This window comes from Nocardia sp. NPDC050378, from assembly GCF_040655675.1.
Taxonomy (GTDB): Bacteria; Actinomycetota; Actinomycetes; order Mycobacteriales; family Mycobacteriaceae; genus Nocardia; species Nocardia coubleae.
In genome coordinates this window covers 1-18,607 of sequence record NZ_JBFAKI010000010.1, presented here as the reverse complement: position 1 = coordinate 18,607, position 18,607 = coordinate 1, and the positions used below count along the sequence as shown (strand labels likewise).

Annotated in this window: 16 protein-coding genes; 9 read left to right on the top strand and 7 right to left on the bottom strand. The window is 69.5% G+C overall.

The window, feature by feature from the left end; all coding sequences use genetic code 11:
• Nucleotides 1-74 precede the first annotated feature (74 nt).
• Entirely contained in the window at nt 75-1,325 is a 1,251-nt protein-coding gene (locus tag AB0I35_RS21590) for a serine hydrolase domain-containing protein (protein ID WP_357397948.1), read from the top strand.
• Between the two features lie 22 nt (nt 1,326-1,347).
• Here AB0I35_RS21590 and AB0I35_RS21585 read toward each other — a convergent pair whose 3' ends face one another.
• A complete protein-coding gene (locus AB0I35_RS21585; protein ID WP_357397947.1) occupies nt 1,348-2,808 on the bottom strand; it encodes an MFS transporter in 1,461 nt (486 codons plus the stop codon).
• Nucleotides 2,809-2,951: 143 nt separating this feature from the next.
• Here AB0I35_RS21585 and AB0I35_RS21580 point away from each other — a divergent pair, with 143 nt between their 5' ends.
• Complete coding sequence (locus AB0I35_RS21580) at nt 2,952-3,545, top strand: TetR/AcrR family transcriptional regulator (protein ID WP_357397946.1); 594 nt, start codon at nt 2,952-2,954, stop codon at nt 3,543-3,545.
• 16 nt (nt 3,546-3,561) lie between these two features.
• Here AB0I35_RS21580 and ilvA read toward each other — a convergent pair whose 3' ends face one another.
• Both ilvA and AB0I35_RS21570 read right to left on the bottom strand, forming a co-directional pair.
• Nucleotides 3,562-4,914, bottom strand: coding sequence for a threonine ammonia-lyase IlvA (gene ilvA / locus AB0I35_RS21575; protein ID WP_357397945.1), 1,353 nt, complete (start codon nt 4,912-4,914; stop codon nt 3,562-3,564).
• Between the two features lie 49 nt (nt 4,915-4,963).
• Nucleotides 4,964-5,398, bottom strand: coding sequence for a nitroreductase family deazaflavin-dependent oxidoreductase (locus AB0I35_RS21570; protein ID WP_181700639.1), 435 nt, complete (start codon nt 5,396-5,398; stop codon nt 4,964-4,966).
• A 97-nt stretch (nt 5,399-5,495) separates the two neighbouring features.
• Between AB0I35_RS21570 and AB0I35_RS21565 the strand changes: the two genes are divergently transcribed.
• Nucleotides 5,496-5,711 (top strand): hypothetical protein, encoded by a 216-nt coding sequence (locus tag AB0I35_RS21565; protein WP_357397944.1) that lies wholly within the window; start codon nt 5,496-5,498, stop codon nt 5,709-5,711.
• Between the two features lie 4 nt (nt 5,712-5,715).
• On the opposite strand, the gene AB0I35_RS21560 is transcribed toward AB0I35_RS21565, so the two are convergent.
• Nucleotides 5,716-8,631, bottom strand: coding sequence for an AAA family ATPase (locus AB0I35_RS21560; RefSeq protein ID WP_357397943.1), 2,916 nt, complete (start codon nt 8,629-8,631; stop codon nt 5,716-5,718).
• Between the two features lie 157 nt (nt 8,632-8,788).
• Here AB0I35_RS21560 and AB0I35_RS21555 point away from each other — a divergent pair, with 157 nt between their 5' ends.
• Together AB0I35_RS21555 and AB0I35_RS21550 are read left to right on the top strand one after the other, a co-directional pair.
• Complete coding sequence (locus AB0I35_RS21555; protein ID WP_084457462.1) at nt 8,789-9,145, top strand: nuclear transport factor 2 family protein; 357 nt, start codon at nt 8,789-8,791, stop codon at nt 9,143-9,145.
• A 28-nt stretch (nt 9,146-9,173) separates the two neighbouring features.
• Nucleotides 9,174-9,590, top strand: coding sequence for a hypothetical protein (locus AB0I35_RS21550; RefSeq protein ID WP_357153095.1), 417 nt, complete (start codon nt 9,174-9,176; stop codon nt 9,588-9,590).
• A gap of 36 nt (nt 9,591-9,626) precedes the next feature.
• Here AB0I35_RS21550 and treY read toward each other — a convergent pair whose 3' ends face one another.
• Genes treY through AB0I35_RS21535 form a run of 3 tightly spaced genes read right to left on the bottom strand, consistent with a single transcriptional unit; the run spans nt 9,627 to nt 14,769 of the window.
• Complete coding sequence (gene treY / locus AB0I35_RS21545) at nt 9,627-12,047, bottom strand: malto-oligosyltrehalose synthase (RefSeq protein WP_357397942.1); 2,421 nt, start codon at nt 12,045-12,047, stop codon at nt 9,627-9,629.
• Nucleotides 12,048-12,054: 7 nt separating this feature from the next.
• The gene (gene glgX, locus AB0I35_RS21540; protein WP_357397941.1) at nt 12,055-14,175 is read right to left on the bottom strand and encodes a glycogen debranching protein GlgX; all 2,121 of its coding nucleotides are present in this window, start codon (nt 14,173-14,175) and stop codon (nt 12,055-12,057) included.
• 57 nt (nt 14,176-14,232) lie between these two features.
• Nucleotides 14,233-14,769, bottom strand: coding sequence for a cupin domain-containing protein (locus tag AB0I35_RS21535; RefSeq protein WP_357398114.1), 537 nt, complete (start codon nt 14,767-14,769; stop codon nt 14,233-14,235).
• A gap of 28 nt (nt 14,770-14,797) precedes the next feature.
• Here AB0I35_RS21535 and AB0I35_RS21530 point away from each other — a divergent pair, with 28 nt between their 5' ends.
• The 4 genes from AB0I35_RS21530 (at nt 14,798) to bioD (ending at nt 18,516) form a co-directional block, all read left to right on the top strand.
• Nucleotides 14,798-15,244 carry a MarR family transcriptional regulator gene (locus tag AB0I35_RS21530; RefSeq protein ID WP_357397940.1) on the top strand — a complete coding sequence of 149 codons (447 nt, stop codon included), beginning with the start codon at nt 14,798-14,800 and terminating at the stop codon, nt 15,242-15,244.
• A 59-nt stretch (nt 15,245-15,303) separates the two neighbouring features.
• Nucleotides 15,304-16,581 carry an adenosylmethionine--8-amino-7-oxononanoate transaminase gene (locus tag AB0I35_RS21525; protein ID WP_357397939.1) on the top strand — a complete coding sequence of 426 codons (1,278 nt, stop codon included), beginning with the start codon at nt 15,304-15,306 and terminating at the stop codon, nt 16,579-16,581.
• Nucleotides 16,582-16,616: 35 nt separating this feature from the next.
• Entirely contained in the window at nt 16,617-17,768 is a 1,152-nt protein-coding gene (locus tag AB0I35_RS21520; RefSeq protein ID WP_357397938.1) for an 8-amino-7-oxononanoate synthase, read from the top strand.
• Nucleotides 17,769-17,841: 73 nt separating this feature from the next.
• Nucleotides 17,842-18,516, top strand: a complete 675-nt coding sequence (gene bioD, locus AB0I35_RS21515) for a dethiobiotin synthase (protein WP_357397937.1) — start codon at nt 17,842-17,844, stop codon at nt 18,514-18,516.
• Nucleotides 18,517-18,607 lie beyond the last annotated feature (91 nt).

The following is an 18,607-nucleotide window of genomic DNA, read 5'->3' as shown; positions in this document are numbered from 1 at the left end:
TCACGCGGCCACAGCTCGGCCACGGTGCGCGCGAGATCGTTGCCGAGGCGACATAACGGTCGTACGGTTGAGCAATGAGCAACGAGGCTTACGGGCAGGACAGTGCTGCCCTTCCGACCGGTGTGGGCGGTTATGCGCCGGCCGGTTTCGGTCCGCTGGTGCGCGCTTTCGCCGCCCTGATCGGACATCGGCGCGACGCGGGCGGCGCCATCGCGATCTACCGGCACGGCGAACCCCTGGCACACCTGTGGACCGGCAGCGCGGGCGATCAGCCCTGGTCGGCGAACACCGGTTCGATCGTCTTCTCCGCGACGAAGGGCGTCACCGCCACCGTCATCCACCGTCTCGCCGATCGCGGGCTCCTGGATTACCAGGCCCCGGTCGCCGAGTACTGGCCTCGCTTCGCCGCGCACGGCAAGGGCGCGATCACCGTGGCCGACGTGCTCACCCACCGTTCCGGGCTGTCGTCGCTGTCCCCGATCGCCGACAGCGCCCAGGAACTCCTCGACCACGAGCTGATGGAAGACCGGCTGGCCATGGCCAAGCCCGACCGGCTGCTCGGTGTGCCGACCTACCACGCGCTCACTTACGGCTGGCTGCTGGCGGGCATCGCGCGCTCGGTCACCGGTCGCAGCATGAGCGAACTTATCCGCACCGAGGTCACCGACCCGCTCGGTGTCGAGGGCTTCCACCTCGGCCGTCCGGCGGCGGGTTCGTCGACCGAGTACGCCCGCCTCGCCGGCACCCACCTGCGCCTGGCCGGGCATCCGGTGGCCGCCGGTTTCCTCAACCGGGTGGGCTTCCGTATCCCCGGCGCGCTCGGCGCGGCGGCGCGCTGCCTGTATCTGACCGGCCTCAACGGCATTCTCGACGGGGAGGACCCGCCGATTCTCGACACCGAGATGCCCGCGGGCAACGGCGTCGCCACCGCTGCCGGACTCGCCCAGCTCTACGCGGGTCTGGCCGACGGCGTCACCCTCGACGGGTCACCGTTCCTGCGCCCCGAAACGCACCAGCTCATCCGGCGCGTGCAGACCTACCGCCTCGACCACGCCCTGTTCTACATGCCGATGATGTGGCATCTGGGCTACCACTCGATGCCCGCGCCCGGTGCGCACACGGCCTTCGGTCACATCGGTCTCGGCGGGTCGTTCGGCTGGGTCGACCCCCGCTCGGGCCTGTCGGTCGGCTTCGTCCACAACCGCCTCGACCAGGCGCTGCTGCCCTACGACCAGTTCGCCATGGGCTGGCTGCTGCCGCTGGTGATGTCGGGCGTGCGCGCCACCCGCGACCGCGGGCAGCGCGTCGACCGGGCCGCCGCCTAGCCGCCGCCGTCGCCCTTGCCGGTTACTCGGCGAGGGCGAGGTCCGATTCACGGTCCTCGGGTACGGATGTCGCGGCCGGTGGGGTGCTCTGCGGGATGAACACCGCGACCACAGCCGCCAGCGCGATGGCGCCCGCGGCCAGCCAGAACGCGGTGGTGAAGCCTGAATCCGCGGGCAGCGCCGTCCCGGCGACGACACTGCCCGCGAGCACGGTTGCCGCGACCTGCGACCCGATCGAGGAGCCCACCGACCGGATCAGCGCGTTGACGCCGGTGCTCTCGGCGGTCTTCTCGGCAGGCACCGCGGACATGATCAGATTCGGCATGGCCGCCATCCCGAGACCGATGCCGACGAAGGTCACGACCGTGAACCCGATGACAGCGCCCTGGGAGCCGTGCGACAGCGCGAGCGCCGCGAATCCGGCGGCGGCGGTGAGCGCGCCGAGTACCAGCGGCACAGCGGCGCGGACCCGACCGACGAGACGCCCGGCGACGACCGCGGCCGCCAGCATGGCGATCGAGCCGGGGATCATCAGCAGACCGGACCCGGTGGCGTCCATGCCGAAGCCGTACTCGCCGGTGTCGGGGGTCTGGGCTAGTTGGGGGATGAGCGAGAACACCGCGAACATGCCCGCGCCGAACAGCAGCATGGTGATATTGGTGATCAGCACGGTCGGACGCCGCAGCACGTGCATGTCGATCAGCGGTTCGCCGACGCGGGTCTCGAAGGCGACGAAACCGATCAGGACAACCAGACCGCCGAGGATGAGGCCGAGAGTGCGCGCATCGGTCCACCCCCACGTCGAGCCGCGGCTCAGCGCGAGCAGCGGCATGGTGAGGCCGATGCTGAGCAGCGCGATGCCGGCGAAGTCGATGCGCGTGGGCGTCGGGATCGACCGCTCCGGCACCCGCAGCACGCCGACGAGCGCGATCGCCGACATGATCGCGCCCGACCAGAAGACCCACTGCCAGGACAGGTGATCGATCAGCAGGCCACCGATGAGCAAGCCGCCACCCGCGCCGATCCCGGCCAGCGCCGAGATGAGACCCAGTGCGCCGCCGCGTTTCTCGGCGGGAAACGTGTCGCCGATGATGCCGTAGCACAGCGGGAAGATGCCACCGCCCGCCCCTTGGACGACCCGGGCGGCCACGAGCACCCAGATCGACGGCGCCAGCGCCGCGGCCACGCTGCCGAGTGCGAACAGGCCGAGCGCGATGACCAGCAGCTTCTTCTTGCCGTACATGTCGCCGAGGCGGCCGAAGACCGGGGTGAGGATCGCGGCCGAGATCAGGTAGGCGGTGAGCACCCATCCGACATCTGCCGTGCTCGCGTGCAGTTCGTGGCCGAGGATCATGATGCCGGGCACGATCGCGGTCTGGGCGAGCGCGAAGGCGGCGGCGGCCAGGGCGAGGAACACGAGATTGGTGCCGAGTCCCCCCGAGTCGTGCGGGGCTTCGGACTCTCGGGTCGTCTGATCGATCATGGGGAGCTCACGCCTCCGTGTGGTTCCGCGCGGTAAGTGGACCTTGCAGTCCGCATCGAGAACTATACTGGACCCTGGAGTCCGTTTATTGCAGAGGGTGAGGCTGTGATCGTCATGACCGTCCGATTCGGCACAATCGCAGGGTGACTGCTCCCGAGTGCGACCCGACGCCCGACCGCGACGTCGACTGGTCCACCAAGCGATCCGATGCCAGGCGCAATCACGAGCGCGTGGTGGCGGCGGCCGTCGAAGTGTTCGCCGAACACGGCATCGAGGCCACGATTCCACAGGTCGCCGCCCGTGCGGGCGTCGGAAAGGCGACCGTGTACCGCAGCTTTCCGACCAAGGACGCGCTGGTGCAGGCGGTGGCGCGGTATCAGCGCGCCTGGTTCTACCGTCGCGGCCTCGCCGCCCTGGAGCAGCTGAAGGCCGGCGGTGACCCCTTGGCGATCCTGCGCGATCTGCTCGCCGAAACCGTCGAACGCCTCGCCAACGACCGGGCCCTCGCCGAAGCCCTGCCCGAGACCGCGAAGCCGTCGCCCGCGGGTGAGGAATCGTTGGAATCCATCATCCTCGCGGGCCAGCGGCAGGGGGTGATCCGCGAGGACGTGACGGCCCGCCACGTGCGCGTACTACTCGGCGGTGTCGCGGGCAGTCTGTTCCGCCAGCAGGAACGCGACCCCGAGCAGTGGCGGATCTACGGCGAGCTGATCTTCAACGCCGTGAAGAAGGCCTGACGAGGCTCGGTCGGCGCTAGGTGAGGTAGCGGTACGCGGGCGAGCCCGGTTCCAGGCGTTCCGCCTGGATCGGCGACTCCTCGATGCGGTGCAGCAGCGAGGCCAGGTCGTCGGTGGCACCGAGCTCGATGCCGACCAGCGCCGCCCCGGTCTCGCGGTTGTTGCGCTTGACGTACTCGAACATGGTGATGTCGTCGTCGGGCCCGAGGACATCGTCGAGGAAGCGGCGCAGCGCACCCGGTTCCTGCGGGAAGTCCACCAGGAAGTAGTGCTTGAGCCCGCGATGCACCAGGGACCGTTCGATGATCTCGCCATAGCGCGACACATCGTTGTTGCCGCCCGACACCAGCACCACAACGGTGGAGCCCGGCTCGATGTCGATCTCGGCCAGCGCCGCCGTCGCGAGCGCGCCCGCGGGCTCGGCGATGATGCCCTCGTTCTGGTACAGGTCGAGCATCGCCGTGCAGATGGCGCCCTCGTCGACCTGCATCATCCGGAAAGACGCTGTGCCGGTGGGGGATTCGGTGGTGGTGAGCAATGGGAGCGAGGCGTGCGAGACGACTCGGCCACCGAACGAGGCCGCCGCCTGATACGGCAGGTCACCGATGCGGCGCACGGCGGCGCCGTCGACGAACGGGTCGATCTCGGGCAGGGTCACCGGACCGCTTGCCACCAGCGCCGCCGTCATCGAGGCCGCGCCCGCGGGCTCCACGCCGAGCAGACCGGCGCCCGGCGCGCGCTCGCGCAGGTAGGTGCCGATGCCGGCGAGACAGCCGCCGCCGCCGACCGGCACGACCACCAGATCCGGTGCGGTACCGAGTTGTTCGAGGAATTCGGCGGCGATGGTGCCCTGGCCCGCCGCGGTGCGCGGGTCGTCGAACGGGGGAACCATGGTCGCGCCCGTGCGAGCCACGTCGTCGGCGGCGGCCGCGGCGGCCGCGTCGTAGGTCTCGCCGACCGCGATCAGTTCGACGAACTCGCCGCCGTGCACGCGGATGCGGTCACGCTTCTGCTTCGGGGTGGTCGTCGGGACGTAGATGCGTCCGCGCACGCCCATCGCCTGGCAGGCGAAGGCCACGCCCTGCGCGTGATTGCCCGCGCTGGCCGCGACCACACCGGCGGCGCGTTCGGCGTCGGTGAGCTGCACCATCAGGTTGTAGGCGCCGCGCAGCTTGTAGGAGCGCACGGCGGTGAGGTCTTCGCGCTTGAGGTACACCTGCGCGCCGGTGCTCGCCGACAGGCGCGGGCTGTACTGCAGCGGTGTCGGCTCGATGATGTCGGAAATTCGCTGCGCGGCCACATCGATCTCGTCCGCGGTGAGCGGCGGACGGGTCAGGGAAACTTCGGCGACGTCAACGGTGGAGGACACCCGACAATGCTACCGAGGCAGCCACGGGTGTCCGGCGTCGGCGGGTCGGTCAGCGGGGCGTCAGCACGAAGACCGGGATCTCGCGGTCGGTCTTCTTCTGATATTCGGCGTAATCGGGCCAGACCTGCACCGCGCGGTCCCACCACAGCGCCTTCTCCTCGCCGAAGACCTCGCGGGCGGTGTAGTCCTTGTTGACTGTGCCGTCGCGCAACTCGACGTGCGGTTCGGCCTTGATGTTGTAGTACCAGACGGGGTGTTTCGGCGCGCCGCCCAGCGAGGCGACGACGGCGTACTCGCCGTCGTGCTCGACGCGCATCAGCGGTGTCTTGCGCAGCTTGCCGGTCTTGGCGCCCTTGGTGGTGAGCAGGATGACCGGTTTGCCTTGCAACGAGGTGCCCTCGGCACCGCCGGAGGCCTCATAGGCCTCCGCCTGTTCGCGCGCCCAATCGGAAGTGCTCGGTGCGTACTCTCCTGTCAGTGGCATGACCAGCACAACGACTGTTCCGGCTGTGATGTTCCCGACCTCACCCGAAGGCGAGGTTTCGGTGGACCGAACTCTTGTTTGCGCCTATCCTGTGTGCATGGCAGTGGTGACCCCATCGACAGCAGCCGCGACGGTCGACGTCGCCGGCGTCGCGTGGCCGGTCTACAAGCTCGAGGCGTTGGTCGCCGGGCTCGTGGTCGCCGCGCTGCTCCTGCTCGTCGTCGGATCGCCGCAGGTCGCCGTGCTCGCCGCCGCGTCGGTCGCGGCCGTGCGATGGGTCGTCGGCGCCGCCAACGCCCATCCTCGTACCTGACCGATCAGTCGAGGTCGAGCGCGTTCAGTTCGCCACGCGAGAGCACACCCAGTTTCGGATACGCCTTGTACAGGTGATGCCCGACCGTGCGATGACTCAGGAACAGCCGGGCGGCGATCTCCCGATTCGACAGTCCCTGCGCGGCCAACCGGACGATCTGTGATTCCTGCGGCGTGAGCAGGCTCAACGGCCCGTTGTCGGTGCGTGTGGCTGTCCCCACGCCCAGGGCGCTGAGCTCGGTTCGTGCCCGTTCGAGCCAGGGCGCGGCCTCGAGCCGATCGAACACCTCGGCGCACCGCTCGAGTTCGGTGCGGGCCTCGACCTTGCGTTTCTCCCGGCGCAACCATTCGCCGTAGAGCAGCCGGGTCCGTGCCTCGTCGAACGGGCGGTTGCCGGTGAGCGCCGCACGGAAATGCGGTTCGGGGTCGTCGGCCAGCAGTGCGCGGCCGCGCGCGGTCAGCGCCGCGATCCATTCCTGTCCGGCGCGCTGCGACCAGTCGGCGAGCCTTTCCAGTGCCTCGGTCGCGCGCTCCGCCGCGCCGAGTCGCACCGCGACCTCGATCTGATCCGGCAGCGTGCGCAAGCCGATCACCTGGTGGCGGGCCGGTTCGACGGTCATGTGGTCGAATTCGGCCTGCGCCCGGTCGAGCACGCCCGCGCCGAGCGCGAGGAGGCCGCGAGCCGCGTGCGCCCAGGACGCGCCGACCGCCAGGGGCCCGCCGAGCTGGTCGGACACGGCCTGATCGGCTTCGGCACGGCAGCCCTGTTCGTCCCCGCGCGATGCCGCCAGGTAGGCGAGAAAGGCGTGCAGCTGGCTGACCCACTGCGCCTGCCCGATATCGCGCGCGATCGCCAGCCCTTCCTCGGCGGCCACCCGGCTCTCCCTCGGACGCCCACCGAACAGTTGCCCTTCGGCACGGAAGAACAGCAGGGGAGCGAGCAGGGCGATGCGTCCCTGTTCGCGGCATTCGGTGAGGAGCTCGGCCGCCACCTCGTCGACCTGGTCGTCCTGCCCGACGACGAGCCCACTGCCGCACAGTTGCACCAGATCGGCGGGATTGTCGGTACCGGCGGCCCGGGCGGCGTCGACAACGGCCCGCAGGTCGGTGGTCCGCCTGCCCGACACCGAGCCGGTGAGATACCGCGCGATCGGGGTGGCCGGGTCGTCCTCCGCCAGGTCCAAGGTGGTCAGGAAGTGAGCCACTTCGTCCAGTTCGGTGGGGCCGAGATACCAGGCGGTGTGCACTGCCCTGGTCAGAATGCGGGCGGCGGTCGCCGGGTCGTCCGTGCCCGCCGCACGGGCCGCCGACATGAACCGCCGATGCGCGGAACCTGGTGTGCCCGAAGCGAACTCGGCTTGCGCACGCACCAGTTCGAGCCGCTGCGCGTACTCGTCACCGCCGACCTGCGCGGCCGCGCGCTCGGCCAGCCGCGCGGCCTGCTCGGTGAGCCCGGCCTCCGTCGCCGTCTCGGCGGCGAGTACCAGCCGCCGCACCCGCGCCGCACCGTCGACGCTCAGCGCCGCCGCCCGGTCATAAGCCGCGACCGCCCCGTGGAAGCCGTTGCGGCGGCGGGCCCGGTCGGCGGTGTTCTCCAGCGCGGCGGCGGTCTGCTCATCGGGCCCTGTTGCCGCACAAGCCAAATGCCAGGCGCGAAGGTCGGCGTCGCTGTCCTCCGGGATCGCCGGAGTACCGACTCCGACCGAATCGTCGGCTCCGGTCATCGGATCGTGGACAGCTGTGGCCGAATCGTCCGTACCGGTCGCCGGGTCGTTGACGGCTGTGGCCGAATCGTCGGCACCGGTCACCGGGGTGTGGGCAGCGGTGGCCGAGCGGTAGGTGCCGGTGGCTGAACCATCCGCGGCGGTCGCTCTCGGCCCAGCGGCCGCAGGCACCGCGACGATCGAATGGGCTGCGGGTGTGTAGGCGTCGGCGAGGGCGCGGTGGGCGGCTAGGCGCTGGGTGAGCGCCGCACCCTGGTAGACCGCCGAGCGCAGCAGCGGGTGGTGCCAGATGAGCCGTCCGTTGACGAGGACGATCATGCCCGCGTCCTGTGCCGGTTGCAGATCCGGTAGTCCCGCACCCAGGGTGGCGGCGGCGCGCAGCACCCGGTCGATGTCTCCCATGCCCGCCGCGGCGGTGACCAGGAGGACGGTCCGGGTGGCGGCGGGGAGCCGGGCGATACGGCTGTGGAAGGCAAGTTGCAGACGCTGGGTCAGCGGCAGCGGGTTCGTGGCGTCCACCCCGCTGTCGTCGACGATCGACGGAAGTTCCCGCAGCGCAAGCGGATTCCCGCCCGACTCGGTGAGCAGCCGATACCGCGTGGCGGGGGACAACCGGGTCTCGCCCGCATCGAGCAGTGCGGCCGCCGCTTCGGGTGCCAGACCGGTGAGGGCGAGTTCCGGCAGACCGGGGGCCGGGAAATCGCCGGGCCCGGTGCGCGTCGCGAAGAGCATCACCACCCCCTCGGCATCGAGCCGCCGCGCCGCGAACAGCAGGGCATCGGCGGTGGCCTGGTCCAGCCAGTGTGCGTCGTCGACGATGCACAGCAGCGGCCCGTCGGCGGCTTCCTCGGCCAGCAGCGTCAGGACCGCGAGACCGATGAGCATCCGGTCGGCCGGTGCCCGCTCACCCAAGCCGAACGCCGCCTCGAGCGCGTCGCGCTGTCGAGGCGGCAACTGCCGCACCAGCTCCATGCCCGGCTTCACCAACAGATGCAGTGCCGCAAACGGCAGTTCGGCCTCGGATTCGATACCGGCACTGCGCGCCGTCGGAATACCTTGGGCGGCAGCGTAATCCAGCAGCGCTGACTTACCGATTCCCGCCTCACCGCGGATCACGAGGGCCGCGCTGCGCCCGGCACGCGCACCGGCGAGCAGGTCGTCGAGCATGGCCTGTTCGGCGTCGCGTCCGTGCAGCATGTGCTCAACCGTATCGCCGTACCGGCGATGACAGTAGCCGCGTCGCGAAAGTACCTATAGGCGACTGATTCGCCGACCCCCACTCGACCCATAACGTTGGTGTCATCGCAGAAACAACGAGCGAAACACCAGCTCAGAGACTATTTCGGAGGTCGAGATGAACACCGTCGTCGCGCAGTACCTGGAAGCCTGGAACACCCGCGAGCCCGGCGCCCGCCGCTCCGCCGTCGCCCGGCTGTTCACCCCGCAGGTCGGCTACGTCGACCCGATGGTCGCGGTGAACGGACACGCCGAACTCGAAGCCGCGATCGCCGGCGTGCAGACCCAGTTCCCCGACTGGACCTTCCGGCTGGCCGGCCCGGTCGATGCCCACCACGACCAGGTCCGCTTCACCTGGGGTCTCGGCCCCGCCGACGGTGACGCCGTGGTGATCGGCTTCGACGTCGCCGTCCTCGTCGACGGCCGCATCGACCGCGTCTACGGCTTCCTCGACCACGTTCCCGCCGCCGCCTGAAACCCCTTCACACACCAGGAGATCCGCCATGACCACCGCCACCCGCCCCGGCCGCCTGTCCGCCCTGCTCACCTCCGGTGAGAACCTGCTCCGCCTGTCGCTGCGCACCGACGCCGTCGTCACCGGCGCCAACGGCATTGCCTACCTCGCCCTCGCGGGCCCGCTCGAGCGCCTGCTCGGCCTCGACACCACCGCGAGCCTGGCGATCGGCGCCTTCCTCACCGCCTACGGCCTGGCCGTCGCCGTGATCGGTGCCAGGTCGCCGATCAACCGGACCGCCGCGGCCGGTGTCGCGATCGGCAACGCCGCCTGGGTGCTCGCCAGCCTCGCCGCGGTCGTCACCGGTGCCCTGAACCTGACGACGGTCGGCGCCGTGTGGGCCGTGATGCAGGCGATGACGGTCGGCGCCTTCGCCGCCCTGCAATACCTGGGCCTGCGACGCTGAACCGGACGCGGGATCGCCGAGGCGGTCCCGCGTTTCTCAGCGCACCAGCAGCGCGACCGGCAACCGGGTGAACAACGTGTCCAGCCGCACGGTGCCCGCATAGGTGTTGCCGGTCAACCTGTCGGTCCAGGTGCCTTCGGGCAGGGGCAGGGTGGTGTCGGTCCACCCCGTCGCGGCCAACCCGACCGAATGCCGGGTGGCCGCGACGATCACCTCGGGCGATTCCCCGGCGGGCCCGCGCCCGTAGGCGACGAGCCGGTGCGCGTGCTCACCGACCGCGTAGAACGGCCGGTACATCCCGCCGACGAAGCATTCCGGCCGCTCCCGCCGCAACCACAGCGCATAGGCGACCACCCACATCTTCGCCGCCCCCGTGGTGTCCAGAGTCGGTGTGTCGGTGAGGGATTGAAGCAGTCCCGCCCGCACCGCGAAGTTCACCGGCCGTCGGTTGTCGGGGTCGACCACCGAGTCCTCCCACACTTCGGTGCCCTGATAGATGTCCGGAATCCCCGGCGCGCACAGCTGGAGCAGCTTCTGTGACACCGCGTCCGACCAGGCATGCGGTGCCAGCTCGTGCGCCAGATCACCGATCCCGGTGCCGACCGGACCGTCGATCACCGCGTCGAGCCAGGCGTGCACCGCCGACTCGAACTGCGCGTCGGGTTCCTCCCACGACGTCTTGGTCCCGGCCTCCCGGATCGACTTCTCCGCGAACAGATGCAACCGGTCACGCAGTCCCGGCACCGACGACGCGGGCCGCCCGTCGGCAGGCCACACCCCGAACATGTTCTGCAGCAAGAACAATGCCGTCGCGCCGTCGGGCGCCGGTGTGGTTTCGAGCCAGCCGCGCACCCGCTCCGACCAGAGCTCGGCCACCTGCGAGAGCACCCCGATCCGGGCGCGTACATCCTCGCCGCGCTTGGTGTCGTGCGTCGACAGCGCGGTCATGGTCGCCGGCCAGCGCTGCGAGCGCTCACTGTTGGACAGGTGGAAATCGTTGACCGAGTGGCCGAAGCGCGCCGGGTTCCCACCCACCTCCTGCAGCGACACCAACCGCGCACCCTGATAGAACATGGTGTCCTCCACGGCTTTCGCGGTGATCGCCCCGCACACCTGGTTGAACCGCGTCGCCGCCTCCCCGCCCACGGCCAGCGCCGTCACCAGCACCGACAGCGGCGCCGTGAGCTCGGCATTGCGCTTCTCCACCTCCGCGACCACCGCCGCGGTCATCCCGGCCAGCGGTGCGTAATCCACCCGGTACACGGGCATGAACGCCAGCACCTCGATGGTCGCGTTGCTCACGGCAAGGGTGTCGAAACTGCCCGCGTTGCCGTCGCGTTTGATCGCGGCGACCAGCCGTCGGATCTCGGGGGCCAGAATGGTTTCGGCGACCGCCCGTTTGATCCGGTGCTCGGTTTCCCCGAACCAGGCGCGATCGCTGCCGTGTCCGGCCACCTGTTGTGACAGCTCGGTGAGCGCGGGTTCACCGGCCGGATCGATGAGCACCCCGCCCACGTCGGCCAACGCGTCGTAACCCGTGGTGCCGTCGATCGGCAGAGTGGCGTCGAGCGGTTCACGATTGGCCAGGATCTTCTCGACCAGCAGCAACCGCTTGGGCCCGATCAGACGACGCAATCGCGTGAGATACGCACTGGGGTAGGCCAACCCGTCCGGGTGGTCCACCCGAACACCGTCGATCAGGTCGTGTTCACACCAGGCGGCCAGCTCCCGGTGCGTCGCCTCGAACACCTCCGGGTCCTCCTGGCGGACGGCGGCCAGACTGTTCACCGCGAAGAACCGCCGATAGGTGCACACCCCGGCCTTCCAGCTCACCAGCCGGTAGTGCTGGCGATCGTGGATCCGCAGCGCGTGGTCACCGTCGGTGCCGGGCGCGATCGGGAAACGCAGATCGTGCAGCGCGAGCATGGGTTCGGGACCGGACCGGTCGACGGTGAGCGCGGCGGGGTCGTTCTCGTTCTGCAGGACCGGCAGCGCCAACCGCCCACCCGCACCGTTGCTCGGACTCCAGTCGATGTCGAAGTACTTGGCGTACTGCGACTTCCGGCCCAGCCGCAGCACATCCCACCACCACGGATTCTGCTGCGGATCACCGACTCCCACGTGGTTGGGCACCAGATCGACGATCAAACCCATTCCGCGACTGCGCACTTCGTCCGACAGCGCCTTGAGTCCGGTCGGCCCCCCGAGCGCGGCCGACACCGTGGTCGGGTCGGTGACGTCGTACCCGTGCGTCGACCCGTGCGCCGCGGTCAGGATCGGGGACAGGTACAGATGCGAAATCCCCAGCTGCTGCAGGTATTCGGCAATGGCACGGGCATCGCCGAAGGTGAGCGCGTCGGGACGCAACTGGAGGCGGTAGGTGCTGCGCACCGTGCTCGGGCGGATCGGCGCGCGGTGCAGCCGGGTCAGGGGATCGGTCACGTAGGTCTCGGTCATCGTCTCGCTAGGCGGTTCGGCGCAATACGAGCAGGCAGCGGCTGGGAACGGGCAGCACCGCCGCTGCCGCATGCACGGCTTCGGCGGCACCGGTGGGGGTCGAACAATCAAGGGCGAGCGCCCATTCGGCACCGAACTCCGGCCCGGGCAGCACGAAATCGAGCGCTTCGTCGTGCGCATTGAAGCACAGCAGGAACGAGTCGTCGCTGATCCGTTCCCCGCGCGGGCCGGGCTCGGGAATGCCGTCGCCGTCGAGCAGCACGGCGAGGGATTTGCCGAATCCGCTGTGCCAGTCCTCGGTGGTCATCTCCGCCCCGGCGGGCGTGAACCAGGCGATCTCGCGGCGATGCCCCTCGCCGTCGGCCGGACCGGGGGCGAGGAAGCGGCGACGCCGGAAGATCGGATGCTCGGTACGCAACGCGATCACCGAGCGGGTGAATTCGAGCAGGTCCGCGTTCTGCCGCGCCAGCGACCAATCCATCCACGCCAGCGGCGAGTCCTGGCAGTACACGTTGTTGTTGCCGAGCTGGGTGCGGCCCATCTCGTCACCGTGGGCCAGCATCGGGGTGCCCTGGCTCAGGATCAGCGTGGCCAGCAGATTGCGCTGCTGACGCGCCCGCAGTGCCTCCACCTCGGGGTCGTCGGTCGGTCCTTCGACACCGCAGTTCCACGACCGGTTGTGGCTTTCGCCGTCGCGGTTGCCCTCGCCGTTGGCCTCGTTGTGTTTCTCGTTGTAGGACACCAGGTCCCGCAAGGTGAATCCGTCGTGCGCGGTGACGAAGTTGATGCTGGCGCCGGGGCGTCGCCCGGTCGGCTCGTACAGATCCGACGACCCGGTGAGCCGCGAGGCGAACTCACCCAATGTCGCCGGTTCACCACGCCAATAGTCGCGCACCGTATCGCGGTACTTGCCGTTCCATTCGGTCCACAAACTGGGGAAGTTGCCCACCTGATAACCGCCCTCGCCCACGTCCCACGGTTCGGCGATGAGCTTCACCTGACTCACCACCGGATCCTGGTGCACCAGATCGAAGAACGCGGAAAGCCGGTCCACATCGTGCAATTCGCGCGCGAGCGTGGCCGCGAGGTCGAAGCGGAAGCCGTCGACGTGCATATCGAGGATCCAGTAGCGCAGCGAATCCATGATGAGCTGCAGGGTGTGCGGATGCCGCACGTTGAGACTGTTGCCCGTACCGGTGAAATCCTTGTAGTGCTCGGGGTTGTCGTCGTCGAGCCGGTAGTAGGCGCCGTTGTCGATACCGCGCAGGCTCAGGACCGGCCCCCGGTGATTGCCCTCACCGGTGTGGTTGTAGACCACATCGAGAATCACCTCGATGCCCTCGGCGTGCATCGCCCGCACCATCGCCTTGAACTCGGCGACCGCGGCATCCCCGCTGCGGCGGGAGGCGTACTCGTTGTGCGGAGCCAGATACCCGATGCTGTTGTAGCCCCAGTAGTTTCGCAGTCCCTGATCGGTGAGCACATGATCGTGGAAGAACTGGTGCACCGGCATCAGCTCGATCGCCGTGACCCCGAGCGCTTTCAGATGCCCGATGATCGCCGGATGTGCCAGCCCCGCATAGGTGCCGCGTAGTTCATCCGGGATGTCGGGGTGCGTCATGGTCATGCCCTTGACGTGCGCCTCGTAGATCACCGTCTCGTGGTACGGCCGATTCGGCGGCCGGTCGTTGCCCCAATCGAAGAAGGGGTTGATGACCACCCCGGTCATGGTGTGGCCCAGCGAATCCAGGCCGTAGGTGTAGAGCGAGGGATCGTTGACGAACTCGCCGTCGAAGGCCTTGCCGTACGGGTCGAGCAGCAGTTTGCCCGGATCGCAGCGCAGCCCCAGTTCGGGCTCGTAGGGCCCGTGGACGCGGAATCCATAGCGCTGACCGGGAACGACCGAGGGCAGATAGGCGTGCCAGACATAGCCGTCCACCTCGTCCAGATCCACCCGCGTCTCGGACCCGTCCTCGCCGATCAGGCACAACTCCACCCGGGTTGCCACCTCGGAGAACACCGAGAAGTTCGTGCCCCCGCCGTCGTAGGTGGCACCGAGCGGGTATGCCGTGCCCGGCCACACGCTCAGCGGCGTCACCTCACCGGTTCGGTCGTTGGGGCTCGACATGCTACGACAGTAGAGGAATCCGCGGGCCGACCGCGCGTGCTCGCGCTGGGTGCTGCGTCACCCCGCAGTCAGCCGCCGCGCGTAGCCCGTGCGCCGGGCCAGCGCGGCGAGCCCGCCGAGAACCCACCGTTGCAGCAGCGCGGGCGGACCGGCCAGGTAGCCGTCCTGGTACTCCCACAGCAGGGCGAGCGCCAGCGGGTTGCGGGGCAATCGCCGCTCGGTGGTCTTGTTCGCGTTGTCCAGCCCACTCCAGAACTCGAACATCTCCCAGTGCCGCAGCGGCGGCCGGATCACGTGGTCCATCACCGTGCCCTCGGCCTCGTTCCAGAATTCGTGCACGGCACGCGGCGGTGCGGTGACGGTGTCGCCCGGTCCGGCGACGATGTCGGCGCCGTCGATGCGGAAGCGCACCTGCCCGCCGCGGATCGTCCACGTCTCGCTGATCTCGGGATGCCAGTGCGGGCCCGCCTGCCTGCCGGTACGCGGCAGCTCGTGCTCGAGCCGGAGATAGGCACCGTGCGCGTCGGTGCCGCGGTCGACGAGCGTGACCCGATGCCCGTTGCGGAAGGTGAGGACGGTGCCGGTGCGTGCCATATCCAAGATATAAAGGTAACCTTCCTATATGTCAAGGTCTACGCTGCTGAAACTCCTGGTCCAAGCCACCGATGCCTACGAACGGGAACTCGACACCGCCCTGCGCGCAACCCTCGGCACGGAACTGCGACCCGCGCACTACGCGGTCTTCCGCTACCTGGCGCCGAACGGTTCGCGCGTGACCGGCCTGGCCGAGTCGGCCGGAATGACCCAGCAGTCGATGGGGGAGCTGGTCACCCACCTCGAACGCTGTGGCTATGTCGAACGCATCGCTGATCCCGCCGACAAACGCGCACGTCTGATCGTGCCGACGACGAAAGGCCGCGATGCCCTCGCCGTGGCCGAGCGGGAGATCCGGCGCATCGAGGCCGCCGTCGCGGGCGAACTGGGCGCGGAGCCGCTCGGCGATGTCCGCGCGGCCCTTGCCCGGATTCCCGATGCGGTCGCGAGTCTGTCCGCCGTCGGCGACAGGTGATAACTTGAACGGCGTTCAAGGCCGTCGCAGGCGGCACCGGGCAACGACGAGGACACGCTGTGGACCTGACCCCCGAGCAGATCACCGCCCTGGACGCCGATCACGTCTGGCACCCCTACGGCGGTTTCCCGGCTACCACCGAACCGCTGGTGGTGGCGAGCGCGGTGGGCACCCGCCTCACCCTGGCCGACGGTCGTGAACTCGTCGACGGAATGAGCTCCTGGTGGGCAGCCGTGCACGGCTACCGGCACCCCGTGCTCGACGAAGCTCTCTTCGCGCAGTCGCAGCGGATGAGTCACGTGATGTTCGGTGGACTCACCCACGAACCCGCCGCCCGCCTCGCGCAGCTACTCGTCGAGATCACTCCCGCGGGCCTGGACAAGGTGTTCCTCTGCGACTCCGGTTCGGTCTCGGTGGAAGTGGCCGCGAAGATGTGCCTGCAGTACTGGCGGGCGCTCGGGCGTCCGGCCAAGAACCGCCTGCTGACCTGGCGCGGCGGCTACCACGGCGACACCTTCACGCCGATGAGCGTCTGCGATCCCGAGGGCGGCATGCATGCGCTGTGGACCGATGTCCTCACCGATCAGGTCTTCGTGCCCGCCCCGCCTCGCGAATTCACCCAGGACTACGTCGCCGAGCTCGAACACGCGATCCACACCCATCGCGACGAGGTGGCCGCCGTCATCGTCGAGCCCGTCGTGCAGGGCGCGGGCGGTATGCGCTGGCATGATCCGCGCTACCTCACCGAGCTGCGCCGCATCTGCGACGCCGACGACGTGCTGCTCGTCTTCGACGAAATCGCCACGGGTTTCGGCCGCACCGGCGCGCTCTTCGCCGCCGACCACGCCGGGGTCGCCCCGGACGTCATGTGTGTGGGCAAGGCACTGACCGGCGGCTATCTCACCCTCGCCGCCGCGCTGTGCACCACCCGCATCGCCGAAACCATCAGCGCCGCGCACGGCGGCCTGATGCACGGGCCGACCTTCATGGGCAACCCACTGGCGTGCGCGGTCGCGGTGGCCTCGATCGAACTGCTGCGCTCGCGTGATTGGCGCGGTGAGGTAGCACGGATCGAAGGCGAGCTGCGCGAAGGTCTCGCGCCGATCGCCGAGCTGCCGGGGGTCGTCGACGTGCGCGTGCTCGGAGCCATCGGCGTCGTCGAACTCGCCGAACCGGTCGACATGCGCGCAGCCACCGATGCCGCTGTCGACGCGGGTGCCTGGCTGCGTCCTTTCCGCAATCTCGTCTACACCATGCCGCCGTTCATCAGCAGCTCCGCCGATATCGCCACCATCACCGGCGCCGTGCAGGCCGCCGTGAAAGCCTCGATCCGATGACCGGCCTGAACGGTGTTCAAGTATCCTCCTCAACTGTGACTACGGACCCGTTGAGCTGGCTGGACGAACGCGCCACCGCGCGCACCGCCGCCGGGCTGCGCAGGCACCTGCGCGTGCGCGAACCCGAGCAGGCGAGCATCGACCTCGCCTCCAACGACTACCTCGGCCTGGTACGTCACCCGGAAGTGATCGAGGGCGCGATCGCCGCGGTCCGCCGCTGGGGCGCGGGCTCCACCGGTTCGCGGCTGGTCACCGGAACCACCGCCGAACACGAGCTCCTGGAAACCGAACTGGCCGAATTCGTCGGCGCCGAAACAGGGTTGGTCTTCGCCTCCGGTTACGCCGCCAACCTGGGTGTGGTCACCGCCCTGGCCGGGCGCGACAGCTTCATCGTCTCCGACGCGGGCAGCCACGCCTCGCTCGTCGATGCGTGCAGGCTCTCCCGTGCCCGGATCGCCGTCGCACCGCACCGCGATGTCGCCGCAGTCGACCGGCTGCTGGCCGAACGCGTCGAGGAGCGGGCGCTCGTCCTCACCGACTCGGTCTTCAGCGCCGATGGTGACCTCGCGCCGCTCGCTGACCTGCACCGGGTCACCCGGGCCAACGGCGCGGTCCTCGTCGTCGACGAAGCCCACGGACTCGGCGTCCGCGGCGCCGGCGGCAGGGGATTGGTGCACGAACTGGGCTTGGCGGGTGAACCCGACCTCGTCATCACCGCCACCCTGTCGAAGGCGTTCGCCGCCCAGGGCGGAGTAGTACTCGCCGACAACAGGATTCGTGCCCATCTCATCGATGTCGCCCGCACGTTCATCTTCGACACCGGCCTGGCACCCGCTGCCGTCGGCGCCGCCCGCGCGGCCCTGTCGCTGCTGCGCCGCGATCCGGCCATGGCCACCCGTGTCCTGGACCGCGCGGCGGACATCGCCCGCGTCGCGGGCGTGCCCGCACCGACCTCCGCCGTGGTCTCGGTAGTTCTCGGCGACGCCCAACGCGCCTTCGACGCCGCCCAGGCGTGCCGAGCGCGCGGGCTCGAAGTCGGCTGCTTCCGTCCGCCGTCGGTCCCCGAGGGAACCTCGCGCCTGCGACTCACCGCCCGAGCCGACCTCACCGCCGCCGAGCTGGACACCATCGCCGAGGTGCTCGGCGAAGTCCTGGCCGAGGCACGTGGGGACGCGCTGGTCGTCTGACGCGCGCGCCCGCCCGAAGCTGGGCAGGAACGGAACGGATCGGCGATGAGCCGAGGATTGGTGAGGTAGCGAGATGGGTGTTCTTCTGGTCAGCGGTACATCGACCGATGTCGGCAAGACCGTGGCCACGGCCGCGGTGGCCGCCGTCGCGTCGGCCGAGGGCCGAACGGTCGCGGTGTGCAAACCCGCCCAGACCGGCATCGCGCCCGGCGAACCCGGCGACCTCGCCGATGTCACCCGCCTGACCGGCGTCACCCGCACCCTCGAACTGGCCCGCTACCCGGAACCGCTCGCTCCCGACACCGCCGCCCGCCGGGCGGGCATGCCCTTGCTGACACTCGCGGAGACGGTCGCGGCTATCGAGACACTCACCGACGCCGACCTGGTGCTCGTCGAAGGGGCGGGCGGACTGCTGGTCCGGATGGGGGAGTTCACCCTGCTCGACCTCGCCGAGAAACTCGGCGCCCCCGTTCTGGTCGTCGCTGCCGCCGGCCTCGGCACCCTCAACCACAGCGAACTCACCACAAGAACCCTTGCTGCCGCAGGAGTGCAGTGCGCCGGGCTCGTCATCGGCGCCTGGCCCGATGAACCCGACCTCGCATCCGAATGCAACCGCCACGATCTGCCCCGGATCACCGGAACGCCGTTGCTCGGCGCCATACCCGCAGGGGCGGGACGGTGGGACCGCGACCGGTTCACCGGTGCGGCTCCGGGCTGGTTCGACCAAGATCTGAAAAACCTGCTCTGACCAGCCGATTTGACTTCGTGTTTGGCGGCACGTAACTTAGTTCGAGTCAGAGCGACACGGACACCGACTCAGCCCCGCTGAGACACGAGGT

Excerpts from the sequence above, each read along its gene's own strand:
- AB0I35_RS21535 (WP_357398114.1), bottom strand. The coding sequence starts at position 14,769 with ATGGCACGCACCGGCACCGTCCTCACCTTCCGCAACGGGCATCGGGTC.
- glgX (WP_357397941.1), bottom strand. The coding sequence starts at position 14,175 with ATGTCGAGCCCCAACGACCGAACCGGTGAGGTGACGCCGCTGAGCGTG.
- AB0I35_RS21530 (WP_357397940.1), top strand. The coding sequence starts at position 14,798 with ATGTCAAGGTCTACGCTGCTGAAACTCCTGGTCCAAGCCACCGATGCC.
- AB0I35_RS21555 (WP_084457462.1), top strand. The coding sequence starts at position 8,789 with ATGAACACCGTCGTCGCGCAGTACCTGGAAGCCTGGAACACCCGCGAG.
- AB0I35_RS21565 (WP_357397944.1), top strand. The coding sequence starts at position 5,496 with ATGGCAGTGGTGACCCCATCGACAGCAGCCGCGACGGTCGACGTCGCC.
- AB0I35_RS21585 (WP_357397947.1), bottom strand. The coding sequence starts at position 2,808 with ATGATCGATCAGACGACCCGAGAGTCCGAAGCCCCGCACGACTCGGGG.
- AB0I35_RS21560 (WP_357397943.1), bottom strand. The coding sequence starts at position 8,631 with ATGCTGCACGGACGCGACGCCGAACAGGCCATGCTCGACGACCTGCTC.
- AB0I35_RS21570 (WP_181700639.1), bottom strand. The coding sequence starts at position 5,398 with ATGCCACTGACAGGAGAGTACGCACCGAGCACTTCCGATTGGGCGCGC.
- AB0I35_RS21590 (WP_357397948.1), top strand. The coding sequence starts at position 75 with ATGAGCAACGAGGCTTACGGGCAGGACAGTGCTGCCCTTCCGACCGGT.
- AB0I35_RS21550 (WP_357153095.1), top strand. The coding sequence starts at position 9,174 with ATGACCACCGCCACCCGCCCCGGCCGCCTGTCCGCCCTGCTCACCTCC.
- treY (WP_357397942.1), bottom strand. The coding sequence starts at position 12,047 with ATGACCGAGACCTACGTGACCGATCCCCTGACCCGGCTGCACCGCGCG.
- bioD (WP_357397937.1), top strand. The coding sequence starts at position 17,842 with ATGGGTGTTCTTCTGGTCAGCGGTACATCGACCGATGTCGGCAAGACC.